General features: G+C 68.4%; 12 protein-coding genes. 3 read left to right on the top strand and 9 right to left on the bottom strand.

Annotation, left to right across the window (positions count from 1 at the left end; all coding sequences use genetic code 11):
- Positions 1-22: 22 nt before the first annotated feature.
- From rhaI to Q0Q23_RS08615, 6 genes are all read right to left on the bottom strand, one after another.
- Positions 23-1,186, bottom strand: coding sequence for an L-rhamnose isomerase (rhaI, locus tag Q0Q23_RS08590; protein ID WP_295122049.1), 1,164 nt, complete (start codon positions 1,184-1,186; stop codon positions 23-25).
- Positions 1,187-1,241: 55 nt separating this feature from the next.
- Positions 1,242-1,559, bottom strand: a complete 318-nt coding sequence (locus Q0Q23_RS08595; protein WP_295122051.1) for an L-rhamnose mutarotase — start codon at positions 1,557-1,559, stop codon at positions 1,242-1,244.
- Between the two features lie 137 nt (positions 1,560-1,696).
- On the bottom strand, positions 1,697-3,988 hold the full coding sequence (locus Q0Q23_RS08600; protein WP_295122053.1) for an alpha-L-rhamnosidase: 2,292 nt from the start codon (positions 3,986-3,988) through the stop codon (positions 1,697-1,699).
- A 68-nt stretch (positions 3,989-4,056) separates the two neighbouring features.
- A complete protein-coding gene (locus Q0Q23_RS08605) occupies positions 4,057-4,890 on the bottom strand; it encodes a carbohydrate ABC transporter permease (RefSeq protein WP_295122055.1) in 834 nt (277 codons plus the stop codon).
- Positions 4,887-5,741, bottom strand: a complete 855-nt coding sequence (locus tag Q0Q23_RS08610) for a carbohydrate ABC transporter permease (RefSeq protein WP_295122133.1) — start codon at positions 5,739-5,741, stop codon at positions 4,887-4,889. The genes Q0Q23_RS08605 and Q0Q23_RS08610 overlap by 4 nt, the downstream gene beginning before the upstream one ends.
- A 171-nt stretch (positions 5,742-5,912) precedes the next feature.
- Positions 5,913-7,232, bottom strand: a complete 1,320-nt coding sequence (locus Q0Q23_RS08615) for an ABC transporter substrate-binding protein (RefSeq protein ID WP_295122057.1) — start codon at positions 7,230-7,232, stop codon at positions 5,913-5,915.
- Between the two features lie 313 nt (positions 7,233-7,545).
- Here Q0Q23_RS08615 and Q0Q23_RS08620 point away from each other — a divergent pair, with 313 nt between their 5' ends.
- Complete coding sequence (locus tag Q0Q23_RS08620; RefSeq protein ID WP_295122059.1) at positions 7,546-8,556, top strand: LacI family DNA-binding transcriptional regulator; 1,011 nt, start codon at positions 7,546-7,548, stop codon at positions 8,554-8,556.
- Between the two features lie 125 nt (positions 8,557-8,681).
- Here the strand turns inward: Q0Q23_RS08620 and Q0Q23_RS08625 are convergent, their stop codons facing one another.
- Together Q0Q23_RS08625 and Q0Q23_RS08630 are read right to left on the bottom strand one after the other, a co-directional pair.
- On the bottom strand, positions 8,682-9,188 hold the full coding sequence (locus Q0Q23_RS08625) for a MarR family winged helix-turn-helix transcriptional regulator (RefSeq protein WP_295122061.1): 507 nt from the start codon (positions 9,186-9,188) through the stop codon (positions 8,682-8,684).
- A 53-nt stretch (positions 9,189-9,241) separates the two neighbouring features.
- Positions 9,242-12,214: a glycosyl hydrolase gene (locus Q0Q23_RS08630; RefSeq protein WP_295122063.1), complete on the bottom strand. Its 2,973-nt coding sequence runs from the start codon at positions 12,212-12,214 to the stop codon at positions 9,242-9,244.
- A gap of 126 nt (positions 12,215-12,340) precedes the next feature.
- On the opposite strand from Q0Q23_RS08630, the gene Q0Q23_RS08635 reads away from it, so the two are divergent.
- On the top strand, positions 12,341-13,009 hold the full coding sequence (locus Q0Q23_RS08635; RefSeq protein ID WP_295122065.1) for a nucleoside/nucleotide kinase family protein: 669 nt from the start codon (positions 12,341-12,343) through the stop codon (positions 13,007-13,009).
- Between the two features lie 9 nt (positions 13,010-13,018).
- On the top strand, positions 13,019-13,285 hold the full coding sequence (locus Q0Q23_RS08640; RefSeq protein ID WP_295122067.1) for a glutaredoxin family protein: 267 nt from the start codon (positions 13,019-13,021) through the stop codon (positions 13,283-13,285).
- 76 nt (positions 13,286-13,361) lie between these two features.
- Here the strand turns inward: Q0Q23_RS08640 and Q0Q23_RS08645 are convergent, their stop codons facing one another.
- Positions 13,362-13,988 carry an MBL fold metallo-hydrolase gene (locus Q0Q23_RS08645; protein WP_295122069.1) on the bottom strand — a complete coding sequence of 209 codons (627 nt, stop codon included), beginning with the start codon at positions 13,986-13,988 and terminating at the stop codon, positions 13,362-13,364.
- Positions 13,989-14,080 lie beyond the last annotated feature (92 nt).

Genomic DNA, 14,080 nt, shown 5'->3' on the forward strand with positions numbered 1-14,080 from the left:
GGTCTGGGGATGGTGCGGGCGCTCAGGCGCCCCAGCCGGCCTGGGTGCCGCCGACGCGCTCGGTCTCGATCTTCTGCTGGTAGCCGGAGGCCTTGTACGCGGCCATCGGATCGGCGGGCAGGCCGCGCGACTCGCGCCAGGCGGCCAGGTCGGCGCGGACATCCGTGTTGAACGCGTCCATGAACACCGCGTTGGCCGCGAGTACGTCGCCGGCGGCCTGCGCGGCAGCCAGCGCCTCCGTGTCGACCAGCAGCGCCTTGGCGGTGGCCTCCTGCACGTTGAGCACCGAGCGGATCTGCCCCGGGATCTTCGCCTCCAGGTTGTGGCACTGGTCGAGCATGAACGCCACGTCCGGGTTGGCGTAGCCCCCGCCCTGGATCACCTCGAACACGATCCGGAACAGCTGGAACGGGTCGGCCGCGCCCACGATCAGGTCGTCGTCGGCGTAGAACCGGCTGTTGAAGTCGAACGAGCCGAGCTTCCCCAGCCGCAGCAGCTGCATGACGATGAACTCGATGTTCGTGCCCGGTGCGTGATGGCCGGTGTCCAGGCACACCACCGCACGGTCGCCGAGAGCGGCGGTCTGCACGTAGCTGGTCCCCCAGTCCGGCACATCCGTGTGATAGAACGCCGGTTCGAAGAACTTGTACTCGAGCACCAGCCGCTGACCCTCGCCGATCCGCTCGTAGATCTTCTGGAGGCTGTCGGCCAGCCGATCCTGCCGCGCCCGCAGCGAGTCCTGGCCCGGGTAGTTCGTGCCGTCGGCGAGCCAGATCTTCAGGTCGCGCGACCCGGTCTCGTTCATGATGTCGATGCACTCGAAGTGGTGATCGATCGCCTTCTGCCGGATCCGGTCGTCCCAGTGGGTCACCGACCCGAACTTGTAGTCGTCGTCCTGGAACGTGTTCGAGTTGACCGTGCCCAGCTCGACCCCGTTGTCCTCGGCGTGCTTGCGCAGGTCGGCGTACGAGTCCACCTTGTCCCACGGGATGTGCAGAGCGACCGTCGGCGCGAGCCCGGTGTGCTTGTGCACCTGCGCGGCGTCCGAGATCTTCTCGAACGGGTCGCGGGCCGTGCCCGGCGTGCCGAAGACGCGGAACCGCGTGCCCGAGTTGCCGAACGCCCACGAGGGCAGCTCGATCGCCTGCAGCGCGAGCTGCGAACGGATGTCGTCGGTGAGGGTCATGTTCTCCCTTTCGTGGGTGTCTTGGAAGTCGTGGTGTGCCGGGCGGCGGGCGGACTCAGGGGAGATGGAAGTACTCGTCGAGGCGCCTCATGGTGGAGTCGGGAGCGGCCTCCTCGGCGAAGAAGCCGGCCATGGTCTCCTGCCAGCGTGCGTTGACGTCGCGCTCGTTCATCGCGGCGACGGCGCCCTCGAAGTCGTCGGTCTCGAGGTAGCCGACGACCAGCGCGGCCTCGCGGTCGATGAAGAGGGAGTAGCCGCGCCAGCCGGTGTCGCGCAGCGCGTCGAGCATGTCCGGCCAGACCGTCTCGTGAGCGATCAGGTACTCGTCCACGCGCTCCGGCTTGAGCCGCATCGTGAAGCAGACCCGTTCCACGTCAACTCCTTCGTCGTACTGAATCGATTCAAGCTGAATCGATTCAAAGGATAGCACGGTGCCCTCCTCCACCGCGCATGCGGCGCGGAGTCGAGCAGAGACGTCCGCGCCGCATGCCGATCACCTCCCCATCGCTCTCAGCGCGCCGCGCCGACGGATGCGGGAAGCTCCGCGGTGACCGAGACCGGTCCGCCGCTCAACTGCTGGTCCTCGCGGCCGGGCAGCCGCAGGATGCCGCCGACCCCGTCGGGGAGCTCGGCGTCGACCGTCAGCAGGTCGCCATCGAGGCTCCAGCGCACCGACACCCGGCCGTGCGGGGTCTCGAGCGAGGTGGCCGCCTCCGTGAGACCGCCGCCCGGCTGCGGAGCGACGAGCACCGACGCGTAACCCGGCTCCAGTGGCGCGAGGCCGCCCACGACGCGGTGCATCCAGTCGGCGACCGCGCCGAGCGCGTAGTGGTTGAAGGAGGTCATCTCGCCCGGGTTGATGGTGCCGTCCGGCAGCATCGAGTCCCAGCGCTCCCACACGGTCGTCGCGCCCATGGTGACCGGGTAGAGCCAGGACGGGCACTCCTTCTCCAGCAGGAGCCGGTAGGCGACGTCGGTGTGCCCGGTCTTGGTCAGCGCGTCGGCGATGAACGGCGTGCCGGCGAAGCCCGTCGAGATGCGGTAGCCGGCTTCGGCCGCGAGCTCCGCGAGCCGATCGCCCGCGACCTCCTCGTCGGCCGGGTCGAGCAGCCCGAACTGGATGGCCAAGGCGTAGACCGTGGTGCAGTCGCTCGTGACGACGCCATCACGCACGTACTCCCGGTTGAAGGCCTCCCGGAGGTCGTTCGCGATCGCACGGAACTCGGCCTCCTCGTCGGCGCGGCCGAGCAGTGCGGCGGTATCGGCCACGATCCGCGCCGAGTGGTAGGCGCACGCGGTCGCCACGACGCCCTTGTCGGCCTTGGCGGCCGCCGGGTTCTCCGGCGGCGCATCCGGGTCGAGCCAGTCGCCGAACTGGAAGTTCGCATCCCAGACACCGGTCGGCGACAGCAGCGATTTCACCCGCCGCACGTGCGAGGTCATCGAGCCGAACTGCCGCTTCAGCACCTCCCGATCGCCGTACGCCTGGTACAGCGTCCACGGCACCCACACCGCAGCGTCCGACCAGATCGCCGTCGAGTCGGGAACACCGAACTCCGACGAGCGGTCGCGGTCGTGGAACTTGAGCACGTCCGGGATGACGAAGCCGACGATCCCGTCGTGGTGCTGCTGCTCGAGGTCGAGGTCGACCAGCCAGTCGGACAGGAAGGCGTCCACGTCGTACAGGAACGCGGCCGTCGGCGCGAACGCCGCGATGTCGCCGGTCCAGCCGAGCCGCTCGTCGCGCTGCGGGCAGTCGGTGGGTACGTCGAGGAAGTTGCCGCGCATCCCCCACACCACGTTCTCGTGGAACTGGTTGAGCAGCGGGTCGGAGCTGCTGAACTCGCCGATGCGCGTCAGCTCCGAGCCGACCGCGATGGCCGTCAGGTCATCCGCCTGCAGCTCGCCCGGCCAGCCCTCGATCTCCGCATAGCGGAAGCCGTGGAAGGTGAACGTGGGCTCGAACTCGTCGGCTCCACCGCTGAGGATGTAGCGGTCGGTGGCCTTCGCCGAGCGCAGCGGACGCACCCCCAGCTCGCCGTGCTCGAGCACCTCGGCGTGCCGGATGGTCACCTCCGTGCCGGCGGGGCCCTGCACGCGCACCTTGATCCAGCCGACCAGGTTCTGCCCGAAGTCCACCAGCGTCTTGCCCGAGGGGGAGGTGCTGATCTCCTGCACGGGGAGACTCGCCCAGCGCTTCACCGACGGGCCGATGTACGGCTCGAGCTGGGCCGTGTCGAAATCGACTGCATGGGTGCCGGTCCAGCCTTCGCCCGAGAACCCGGGCATCTTCCAGGCGTCGTCGCGCAGGCGGGCGTCGATGGTCTCGCCGTCGTACAGATCGTTCTCGAGCACAGCGCTCGGGCCGCTCGCCCAGCTGTCGTCGGTGACCACGAACTGGGTGCTGCCGTCGGCGAACTCCACCTCCAGCTGCGCGAAGGCCCCGAGGGTGTCGCCGTACCAGGAGCCCTTGCCCGACCAGCCCAGGCGGCCGCCGAACCAGCCCTTGCCGAGCGCGATTCCGAGCACGGCGCTGCTCTCGGAGGATGCCGCGTGCACCAGGTCGGTGACGTCGTAGGTCGCGTAGCGCAGCCGCCACTCGTAGCTGCTCCAACCGGGGGTGAGGAGGTCGTCGGAGACCGCGCGACCGTTGAGCCACGCCTCCAGCACGCCGTGGGCGGTGATGGCCAGGGTGGCGCGGGTCACGGCGCCGTGACCCTCCTCGAGCGTGAACTCCCCGCGCAGCAGCGGGGCTCCGGCGAAGTCTTCGTCGGCGGCGATCATCTGGGCGTGCCAAGTCATGGTTGTCGTCTCTCTCGTTTTCGTCTCGTTCGGTTGTCGTGTTCTGCGATGGTCGGATTCGTCCGCCGTCAGCCCTTGACGGCGCCGCTGGTCATGCCGGCGACGATCTGGCGGTTGAAGAAGATGTAGGCGACCAGCGGCGGGATGGTGATGAGCAGGATGTCCATGAAGAGCAGGTTGTAGAAGCTCAGGTTCTGCCCCGAGAACGTGTAGAGCGTGGTCTGCACGGTCGCGTTGTCGGAGCCGGGCAGGAAGTACAGCGGACCGGCGAAGTCGTTGAACACGAACACCGACTGCACGACGATCACGGTCACGATCACAGGGCGCAGCAGCGGCAGGATGACCTGGAAGAACAGGCGCACCCGGCCGGCGCCGTCGAGCACCGCCGCCTCGTCGAGCTCCTTGGGCACCGTGTTGAAGAACGCCCGGAACAGCAGGATGCAGAACGACAGGCCGAAGGTCGTCTCGATGAGGATCATGCCCGGCATGGTCTTGTAGAGGCCCACGCCCTGCAGCACCCAGATGGTCGGCACGACGGCGGGCGGCACGATCAGGCCGGCGAGCACGAAGAAGTTCACGACCGGGCCCCACTTGCTGCGCTTGCGCGCCAGGATGTAGCCGGCCATCGCGGACAGGATCACCATGAGCGCCACCGACCCGACCGTGAGCACGAACGAGTTCAGGAACGCCCGCCAGATCAGGCCGTCGTTGCTCTGGAGCACCGCGACCAGGTTGGGGAAGAACAGCCACTCCTTGGGCCAGGTGAAGGAGAGGCTGGAGGCGTCCTCGGGGGTTTTGGCGGCCTGGAGCACGACGAAGGTGAACGGGATGAGGAAGACGACGACGGAGACCAGGATCGCGATGACGCCGACGATCCAGGCGCGGGTCTTGGCGGCGGTCACAGCTCCACCTGCTTTCTGTTGAGGACGTACGACAGCGGCACCATGATCAGCGTGACCACGAGGAAGAGCACCACGTTGCCTGCCGTGGAGAGGCCGTAGAAGCCGGCCTGGTACTGCTTGTAGATCACCGATGCGAGTACGTCGCTGGTGAAGCCCGGGCCCCCTCCGGTGGTGGCCCAGATGATGTCGAACGAACGCAGTCCGCCGATCAGCGACAGGATGATGACCGTCGCGGTCGCCCCGCGACTGAGCGGGATGGTGATCCGCCGGAGGATCTGCCCGTATCCCGCGCCGTCGATGCGAGCCGCCTCGTAGTACTCGTTCGGGATGGCGACGATTCCGGCCATGAAGATCAGGGTGGCGATGCCGACGCCCTTCCAGATGTCGACTCCGGCGATCGTGTAGAGCGCGAGGTTGGGGTCGGTGAACCAGCCCGGCTGCGGCAGCCCGAAGAAGCCGAGCACGGCGTTGACCATGCCGTGGAACGGGTCGAGCAGCGCCTTCCAGAGGATGCCGACGCCGATGGTCGACAGCAGCACCGGGAAGAACACCACGGCGCGCAGGTAGCCGCGCCCGACCACCGGGGCGGTCAGCAGCAGCGCGAGCGCGAACCCGATGATCACCTTGGCGCCCGACGTGAGGACCGCGTAGATGAGGGTGTGGATGAAGCTGGTGTAGAGCTGCGGGTCCTGGAAGAACTGCACGTAGTTCGCGAACCCGATGAACTGCGAGTCGAACAGCGACCACCGTGTCAGCGAGAAGTAGAAGGACGAGATCGTCGGGATCGCGAAGAAGACCACATAGAGGACGATCGCGGGGATGAAGAACCACGTCGGATAATGCGATCGCATCCGCGATCTCCGGGGTTTGCCGGTGTGCGAGGCCCCCACCTCGCTGATGATGTCGGCCGCTTGGGCTGCGGTCGCGGGACTGGCCGTCGACATAGTCTGCTCCTCGTCGAGTCTTCCGGGGGGGTGTGTGGTGCCGCCCGGGCCGGCCGCGAGGCCGGCCCGGGCGAGGGCTCACCAGCCCTTGATGCCGAGCTGCTGGGCCTGGGCCTTCACGTCCTGGTCGTACAGGGCGGCACCCTGCTGCGCGGTCGAGATGCCCGAGCCGACCTGGATCAGGATCTTCTCCAGGTTCGGGCCCTTGATCGGCGACAGGAACTCGAGCGCGAGGCCCGTCTTCTTGTCCTCCTGGTACTTCAGCTCGTCCTGCACGAGCGCCGGAGCGTTCGCGGGGAGCTTGCAGGTGCTGATCGCGAACGGACCGGCCGGGGTGCCGGCGCTGTTCTGGATGTCGCAGCCCGTGGGCGAGTTGATGAAGGCGACGAGCTTCTTGGCCGCCGTCAGCTTGTCACCGGTCGTGGTCTTCGGGATGTAAGCCGCGGCCGGCTCCCAGACCGTCGCGTGCGGCTCACCGGAGTCGGCCGGCATCGCGAAGTAACCGATGTCGTTGATCTGGTCGGGGTTGGACTGCAGCACGTTGCTGATCACGGCCGTGATCATCGGGTACTGCGCGCCCTCGCCGGTGGCCAGCATCTTGAGGGCGTTGACGTTCGTCAAGGATGCGTAGTCCTTGTTCATCAGGCCCTTGTCGAAGATCTCCTGCGTGTGCGTGAACCCCGCGAGCGCCGGCTCCTTCGAGTACTTGGCGTCGGGCTTGTTCGCCGTGTAATCGGCTGCCCACTTCGGGTCCTGGGCGTTGACGTTGGCGAAGTCGGCGAGCACGAACAGCTGACTCGTCCAGGTGTCACCGTAGGACTGGATCACCGGGACGATTCCGGCTGCCTTGATCTTCTCGCTGTTGGAGATGAACTCGTCCCAGGTCTTCGGCACGGTCAGACCGAGCTTCTCGTAGACCTTCTTGTTGTACATGATGCCGCCGTTGAACGACGTGCTCATCGGGGCACCGTAGGTGGCCTTGTCCGTACTGACCGTCTTCTTGAAATCGCTGGTGAGGTCCTTCACCCACGGCTCGTCGGTGAGCGGCTGGAGCTGGGTGTCGGGGTGCAGCGCCTGGAAGAGCGATCCCGAGTTGTAGAGGAAGACGTCGTTCATCTCGCCCGTCGAGAGGCGGGTCTTGATGAGGTTGTCGCCGTCGGTTCCGCCGGGACGGGTCTCGACCTTCACCGTGATCTTCGGGTTGGCCTTGTGGAACGCCGACGCGAGGTCGTTCGCGAACTTGGTGCTGGCGGGGTCGTTGCCACCCGCGAGGAGCGAGATCGTGGTGGAGCCGTCGGAGCTGCCGCCCGACGAGCTGCAGCCGGCGAGCGCGAGCGCCGCGATGGCGAGCCCGCCGAGAGTGGCGACGACCTTGGTCGTCGTCCTGCGAGAGAACATCAAATACCTCCTTGTATTCGGGACGCTTCCGCCCCTGGGTGCGTGGGGTGTTTTGAAACGCTTCACCTGAAGGTAATTGCTGGGGCGGATCCCGTCAAGAACAAATTGTGTCGATTCAGTAACGAGCCCGCAAGCCGAACCTGAAACGTGCGTTCAATCCCGATCGGTCCTGATCTTGTCCTGATAATGCTCCTTTGATCAGGCTTTTTCATAGCTTTTGTTCTCTGAGAATGTCCACATCTATCCGCCCTATTGAAAATTGTTTCGTTTCAACCACCGCATCCATTACTATGGCCCGCGGGAGGAATGACTCATGGCTTCTGCAAGCGTCAAAGACGTCGCCGCGCTGGCTCAGGTGTCCGTCGGAACGGTGTCGAACGTGCTCAACCGGCCCGACATCGTCTCTCCCGAGACCGTCGAGCGCGTCCATCTGGCGATGGAGAAGCTCTCGTACGTGCGCAACGAAGCGGCGCGTCAACTGCGCCTCGGCCACAGCCAGGCGATCGGGTTGATCTCCCTCAGCGGCGCCAACCCGTTCTTCACCGATGTGGCCGCGGCCGCCGAGAACGCGGCGTCCGACGCGGGGTACGAGGTCATCGTCGGCAACAGCGACGAGCGCAGCGAACGCGAGGCCGGCTATCTCAACCTCTTCGAGGAGCTCCGCGTGCGCGGCGTGCTCCTCTCCCCCGTCGGCGACGTGGCACCGCGCCTCCGCCGGATGCGCGACAGGGAGATCCCGGTCGTCCTGGTCGACCGTGAGAGCAGCGACAGCACCTTCAGCTCGGTGTCGGTGGACGACGTCGCGGGAGGCGCCCTCGCCGCGCAGCACCTCATCGACACCGGCCGCACCCGGATCCTCTTCGTGGGCGGCCCGGCTGCGATCCAGCAGGTGAGCGACCGCCTCGCCGGCGCCCGCTCGGTCGTCGATCGGCACCCCGGTGTGACTCTGGAGGTCGTCTTCGGCGACGCGCTCACCGTGCACGAGGGCAGGCGGATCGGCCAGACCGTCGCCGATCGCACCGCAGCGGATCGCCCCGACGCCGTCTTCGCCGCCAACGACCTGCTGGCCATCGGCCTCCTGCAGTCGCTGCTCATCGGCGGCAAGCTGGCCGTGCCCGACGAGATCGCTCTCGTCGGCTACGACGACATCCTCTTCGCCGGAGCGTCCGTCGTACCGCTCACCTCGGTGCGGCAGCCGAGCCACCTCATCGGCGAGACGGCCGTGCAGATCCTGCTCGAGGAGGCCGACGACCGTTCACTGGAGCCGCGGCACATCCGCTACCAGCCCGAACTGGTCATCCGCGCCAGCACGACCCCCCGCTGACCGCACCACCGGCGCCGCCACCACCGGCGCCGCCACCACCGCCGTCGTCGTCGGTCACGACATTCGTGACGAATGTCGTGATTCGTGGCACGAATGTCGACATTCGTGACGAATGTCGCACGCACTCAGGGGCGTTCGCGCAGCCCTGGGATCATGGACAGGCCGGCGAACGCCTGACGGGCGAACCGCGCGACATAGCGCCGCAGGTTCTCGACCTCCTGGGGATCCCACCCCAGCGTCACCTCATCCACCTGGGCCTGTGCCACCTCCATGATGCGCTCACCGAGTTCGCGACCCGCGCCGGTGAGCGCGACCAGCACGCTGCGCTCGTCGCGCGGGGCGGGCACACGCGCGACCAGGCCGATCTCCTCCAGCCGCCGGACGATCTTGGAGATGTTGGCCTTGCCCGTGCCGAGGGTCGCCGCCAGGTCGGTCGGGCGCAGCGCTCCGCGGTAGGCCAGCTGGTTGACCACCACGAACATCGGGATGTCGTCGACCGGGAAGGCAATCTTCTCCATCACCCGCACGCGCACCTCGCGGCTGTCGGCCCAGTGGACGATCGACGCGATCGAGAGCCGGAGGTCCAGCGGGTCCTGCTCGATCACCGGCGAGAGGTCGGGGTCGTCCGACACGCTGCCACCTCCTCTGTTGGGCGCGCTGCCCAGTATCTCAGCCGCGCTCGCTCTCAGCTGCGCTCGCTGACGATCGTCACCGGGCCCAGGAGGCCGTGGGGACGCACCACGGTCACGTGCGCCTCCTGACGGCCGAGCAGCAGAGTACCCATGTCGGGGATGTCGTCGTAGTAACCGCGCGCGATGAGCCGGTTGTTGAGCGAGCTCGCGACCCGGACGACGATCGCGTTGCTCCCGGCGTGCACCGCATCGGTGATGTCGACGACCGGGCGTGAGGTGTCGAAGCCACGCGCCGCGCCATCGCCCACGACCACCGAGCCGAGTCCGCCCGCCGTCGAGCCGAGGTCAAGCAGGAGGCGCTCGCCCGGCTCCGCCGCCCGGCCGAGCTCCACCGACGCGCGGTACTCCGCCACCCCCGACACCTCCGGGCCGACGCCCGCGAGCTCGGTCCACGGCCGGAGCGCGGCACCATCGACTGCGATCGCGGTCACCTTCGTCGTCGGCCGCACCTCCCGGCTCTCGTAGCCCAGACCGCGGTCTTCCACGATCAGCTCGTCGTCGCCGGCATCCCAGCTCTCGACGGTGATGCTCCAACCGCCGACCGTCTGCAACGTTTCCCGGGCCACGGGCTCCGACTCCGCACCAGGCCGCGAGCGGTCCACGGTGAGCAGCGCGATCTCGCCTGGGGCGAGGGCGACGGATACGAGCGTGCGGTCGGCCTCGAGCCGCACACCGCGGTGCTCGGCGACGTCGCCGCTCCAGTGGTCGATCCGGTAGGGGATGCCGGCGCCGGGGAGGGCGACCTCCACGACGGTGTCCTCGCCGGTCTCGTAGAGGAAGTTGTAGAGGTAGACGTGCAGCAGCTCGTTCTCCTCGCGCAGGTAGCCGAGCACGCTCTGGTTCGCGGTCGTGAACTCGGCGCGGCCGGCCACACCGAGGCCACGCAGCGCGGCGACGGTCGCCGCCGGGTCGCCGACCTCTGCGACGGTCGCCTCGGCGCGCAGCTCGGCGAGGATCGCCGCGAGTTCCTCGTCGCGGCCGTCGAGGCCCGGGGTGCGGGAGGCGGCGCGCTCGTGGACAATGTACTCCCCGGTCATCAGGAGCTTGAGCTCACGGGCGCCGTCGACGATCAGTACGCGCAGGCCCGCCCGCGCCCAGTCCAGCAGCCGCCGGGCGACGTCGGCGTCGAGGGCCTCCTGATACACGATCAGTGCCTGGTAGCCCGGCCCGTCGGGCTGCACCATGCCGTCGGCGAACGACACCTCGTCGCGCAGCAGCAGCGATCCGTCGAAGAACTCGTAGCTCCAGCCGGCGTCCTGCATGCCGAGGTCCTGCCACCAGTGGTTCTGGCGGTCGCGCATCCACATCGTCCCGTAGGCGACTTCGTCGGGGATGCGGGCGCCGTCCTGATCGAGGAAGAACATGCCCGACATGTTGTCGACGAAGTGGTCTGTGCGCAGGATCCCCACGTCGATGCGCGGGCGCCCCTGGCGCAGGAGGTACTGCACCCGGCCGATCGCCGCGTTCCACTGCGGGTAGAACTCGCTGGCCGGCTGGCGCAGGTCGAAGCGTTCGGAGAACGCCGGCCACATCCCCTCGTGCCCCGGCCATTCCGTCGCGCCCTCGGCGCCCGCGGTGCTCGCCCACCCGTGCAGCACGGTCTTGGTGATGCCGGCGGCCAGCTGCGTCGCGATGATCTGGTCGTAGAACCGGTGGTCGAGCATGTGGTTGCGGGTCGTGGCGCCCGTCTCGGACGAGTACTGCTTGCCGAACAGGTGGGCCGGCCCGGCGAGCAGACGGTAGGCGTCGATCTGCGAGCCGAACTCGAGCGACTCGGTCTCGATGCCGTCGACCTCCGGGCCGGGGCGCGTCAGCTCGAACGGCAAGCCGTAGCTGATCTCCGAGCGCAGCAGGATGCCGTTCTCGTGCAAGAACGCGGCGAACGGCCGCAGCATGTTCTCGATGTACAGATCCGTGAGGGTCTGCACGTAGTCGTGACGGACCTTCTCGACGGTGACCCGCTGCGCCTCCGTCGGCTCGTAGTGGTACGTCGTGGCGGACGCCATCAGCTGGACGCTGCGCGTGAGGAACGGCAGCCACGGGGTGATGTCGTACCCGCGCCGCTCCCGGAACTCGCGGGCGACCGAGGCTCCCCAGAACAGGCCGCCTTCTCCCCAGGTGGTGAGCTCGAGCGAGTCCATGTACATCTGCGCCCGCGGGTTGCGTTCGATCAGTGCGCGGAGCTCCGGCGTGAGGACGGTCGAGCCCCAGTAGTCGATCACGGCATCGGCACCGGCGCGGTCGAGGTAGTTGACGGTGTAGTTGACGCTGGCCGACGGGGAGGCGGTCTGACCGGTTCCGTGCGACCAGAACACGAAGAGCTTCCAGTCGCGGTCGTCGGCGGGGGCCCAGTCGAGTGCGCCGTCGACGACCTGTGCCGTCAGGTCGAGCACGTCGTCCGCATCGAGCACCGGAACCCGGCCGTCCGCCCCGTCCGCTACGACCGGGGCCGCCACGACCGCGACGAACTCCTGCGTCTTGGGCGGGATCCGGTGGCCGGGCAGCAGGCTCTCGGCGCGCGGAGCGTCGAGCTCGATGCGCGGTAGCGACCCCCGGCGACCGCCGCCCACGCGCACATCCTCCACGACGACGTTCAGTTCCCGCGCCGCGGCCGGATGGTCGGGATCGATCGTGGGAAGGTTCGCGTTCGACCAGTTCGTCCCGGAGGTGAAACTCACCGACATCCCGCGCGCGGTGGTCTCCTCCACCACGATCTGTGAATCGTGGACCCACTCCTCCGAGCCCCAGCCGTAGCGGGCGTGATCGATCGCCTGCTCGTCCATCGCGAGGAACTCCATGCCGCCGAAGCCCAGCCGATGCGCGGCGTCGATCTCGAACCGCAGGGTGCGATCGGTGTGGAGGCCTTCCGCGAGCCACCAGCGCAGTTCGGGGCGGAACTCGATGGGCGGGTCCAGCAGCGCGTCACGGTGCCGGTCGAGAGCGGAGCGCTGGTCGGGCTCGGACATGGGTCGGTTCTCCTTCGAACGACGATCTGTTGTCGCAAGCATATCATTTACTGTCTTGAGGACAACATATACATGTCAAAGGCCGTCGCAGGGCGCTAGAGCGAATTCGCACCGAGAATGGTGGACATGGAATCCGACCGGCCCCGGACCGACCCCGCAATCCTCGCCCGGCGCGCGGCGGCACTGGTGCCCGACACGGGCAGGGCCCTCGTGGGGATCGCCGGCAGCCCCGGTTCCGGCAAGACCACGCTCGCCCGAGCGGTCGTCGCGGCCGCGAACGAGCAGGCCGGCCGAGAGGTCGCAGCGTATCTGCCGATGGACGGCTTCCACCTCGCCGACGCCACCCTGGCGTCCCTCGGCAGGAGCGAGCGCAAGGGCGCGATCGACACCTTCGACGGCTGGGGGTTCGTCGCCCTGCTCCAGCGCGTGCTCTCCGAACGCGACCGCACGGTCTACGCGCCCGCGTTCGACCGCGCGGTCGGGGAGCCGGTGGCCGGGAGCATCCCGATCGGCCCTGCGGTCCGGCTCGTCGTGGTCGAAGGCAACTACCTCCTGGCGCCGGAGGAGCCATGGGTGCGCGTCCGCGACCTCCTGGCCGAGAGCTGGTTCGTCGCGACCGACGACGACGAACGACTGCGGCGCCTCGTCGAGCGGCATGTGCGGCACGGCCGCAGCCCGGAGGCCGCCCGCGCCTGGGCGACGGACGTGGACGGTGCCAACGCCGCCCTCATCGAGCCGACCGCCGCGACGGCGACCCTGATCGTGGACGGCGGACTCCCAGTCGCGGCTGCTTAGGCTGGCAGGATGACCGACTCCGCTTCCTCCAGCAGCCCCACCGGCACCGTGACCATGTACGGCGCGGACTGGTGCCGCGACTGCATCCGATCCAAAGCGCTCCTCGACCGTCTCGGCGCCGACTACGAGTACATCGACCTCGTCGCCCGCCCCGAGGAGGCCGACCGCGCCCGGGCGATCAGCGGCCGCACCAACATCCCGGTGATCGTGCTCCCCGACGGCCGGCACCTGGTCGAACCGAGCGACTCCGAGCTCGAGGCGGCACTGGCCCTCTAGGGCTGGTCAAAACGCTCGAGTACGCGGATTCTCCGCGTACTCGAGCGTTTTCCGCTGAATTGGGGCGTACTCGGCGCTACGTCAGGCGGTCCGGCGACCCGTGGCCGGGGCAGACGAGGCGCGGCGCGGAGGCGACGATCGCGGCCAGCGTCGCGTCGGCGGTCGCGCGGTCGCTGATCAAGAACCCGGGGAAGTGCACGAGCCGCCCCTTCGAGACGCGGGCCGCATCACCGATGAACGCCACCCCGCGCCAGCGCACGAGATGGTGCCCGGGCGTGTGGCCGGGCGCGGGCACCGCCACCACCGCGGGGGCGACCTCCCGTTCTGCCTCGTCGGGCAGTTCGGTCAGCTCGGGAACCTCTGCGCGCCCCAGCCAGCCCGACCGGAACATCACGCGTCGCGTCCGCGTGGGCGGTTCCTCCTCGCCGCGGAGGATGCGGGTGTCCGCGGCGCCGAGCCAGACCCGTGCGCCGGTCGCGCGCTGCACGGCGGCCGCCGCGCCCACATGATCGGGGTCGTAGTGGGTGAGCACGACATCGGTGATGGTCGGGATGCGGGCCCCGGCCAGCTCCGCCAGCACGGCGTCCGCGCCCGACCGGAGGCCGGTGTCGACCAGCACCGCCCGGTCGCCCTCCTCGATCAGATAGGCGTTGCCGCCGCGGGACGCCTGCAGCCGGTGCACTCCCGGGATCACTTCGCGCATGAGAGGGATGCTATCCCTACCCATCACTCGAATCGCACAATCTCATCCACACCTCCTGTTGGACTTCTCGCCGATTCGGGCGGAGGCTGGCG

Source organism: uncultured Leifsonia sp., from assembly GCF_945957465.1.
In the GTDB taxonomy this organism is placed as follows: Bacteria; Actinomycetota; Actinomycetes; order Actinomycetales; family Microbacteriaceae; genus Leifsonia.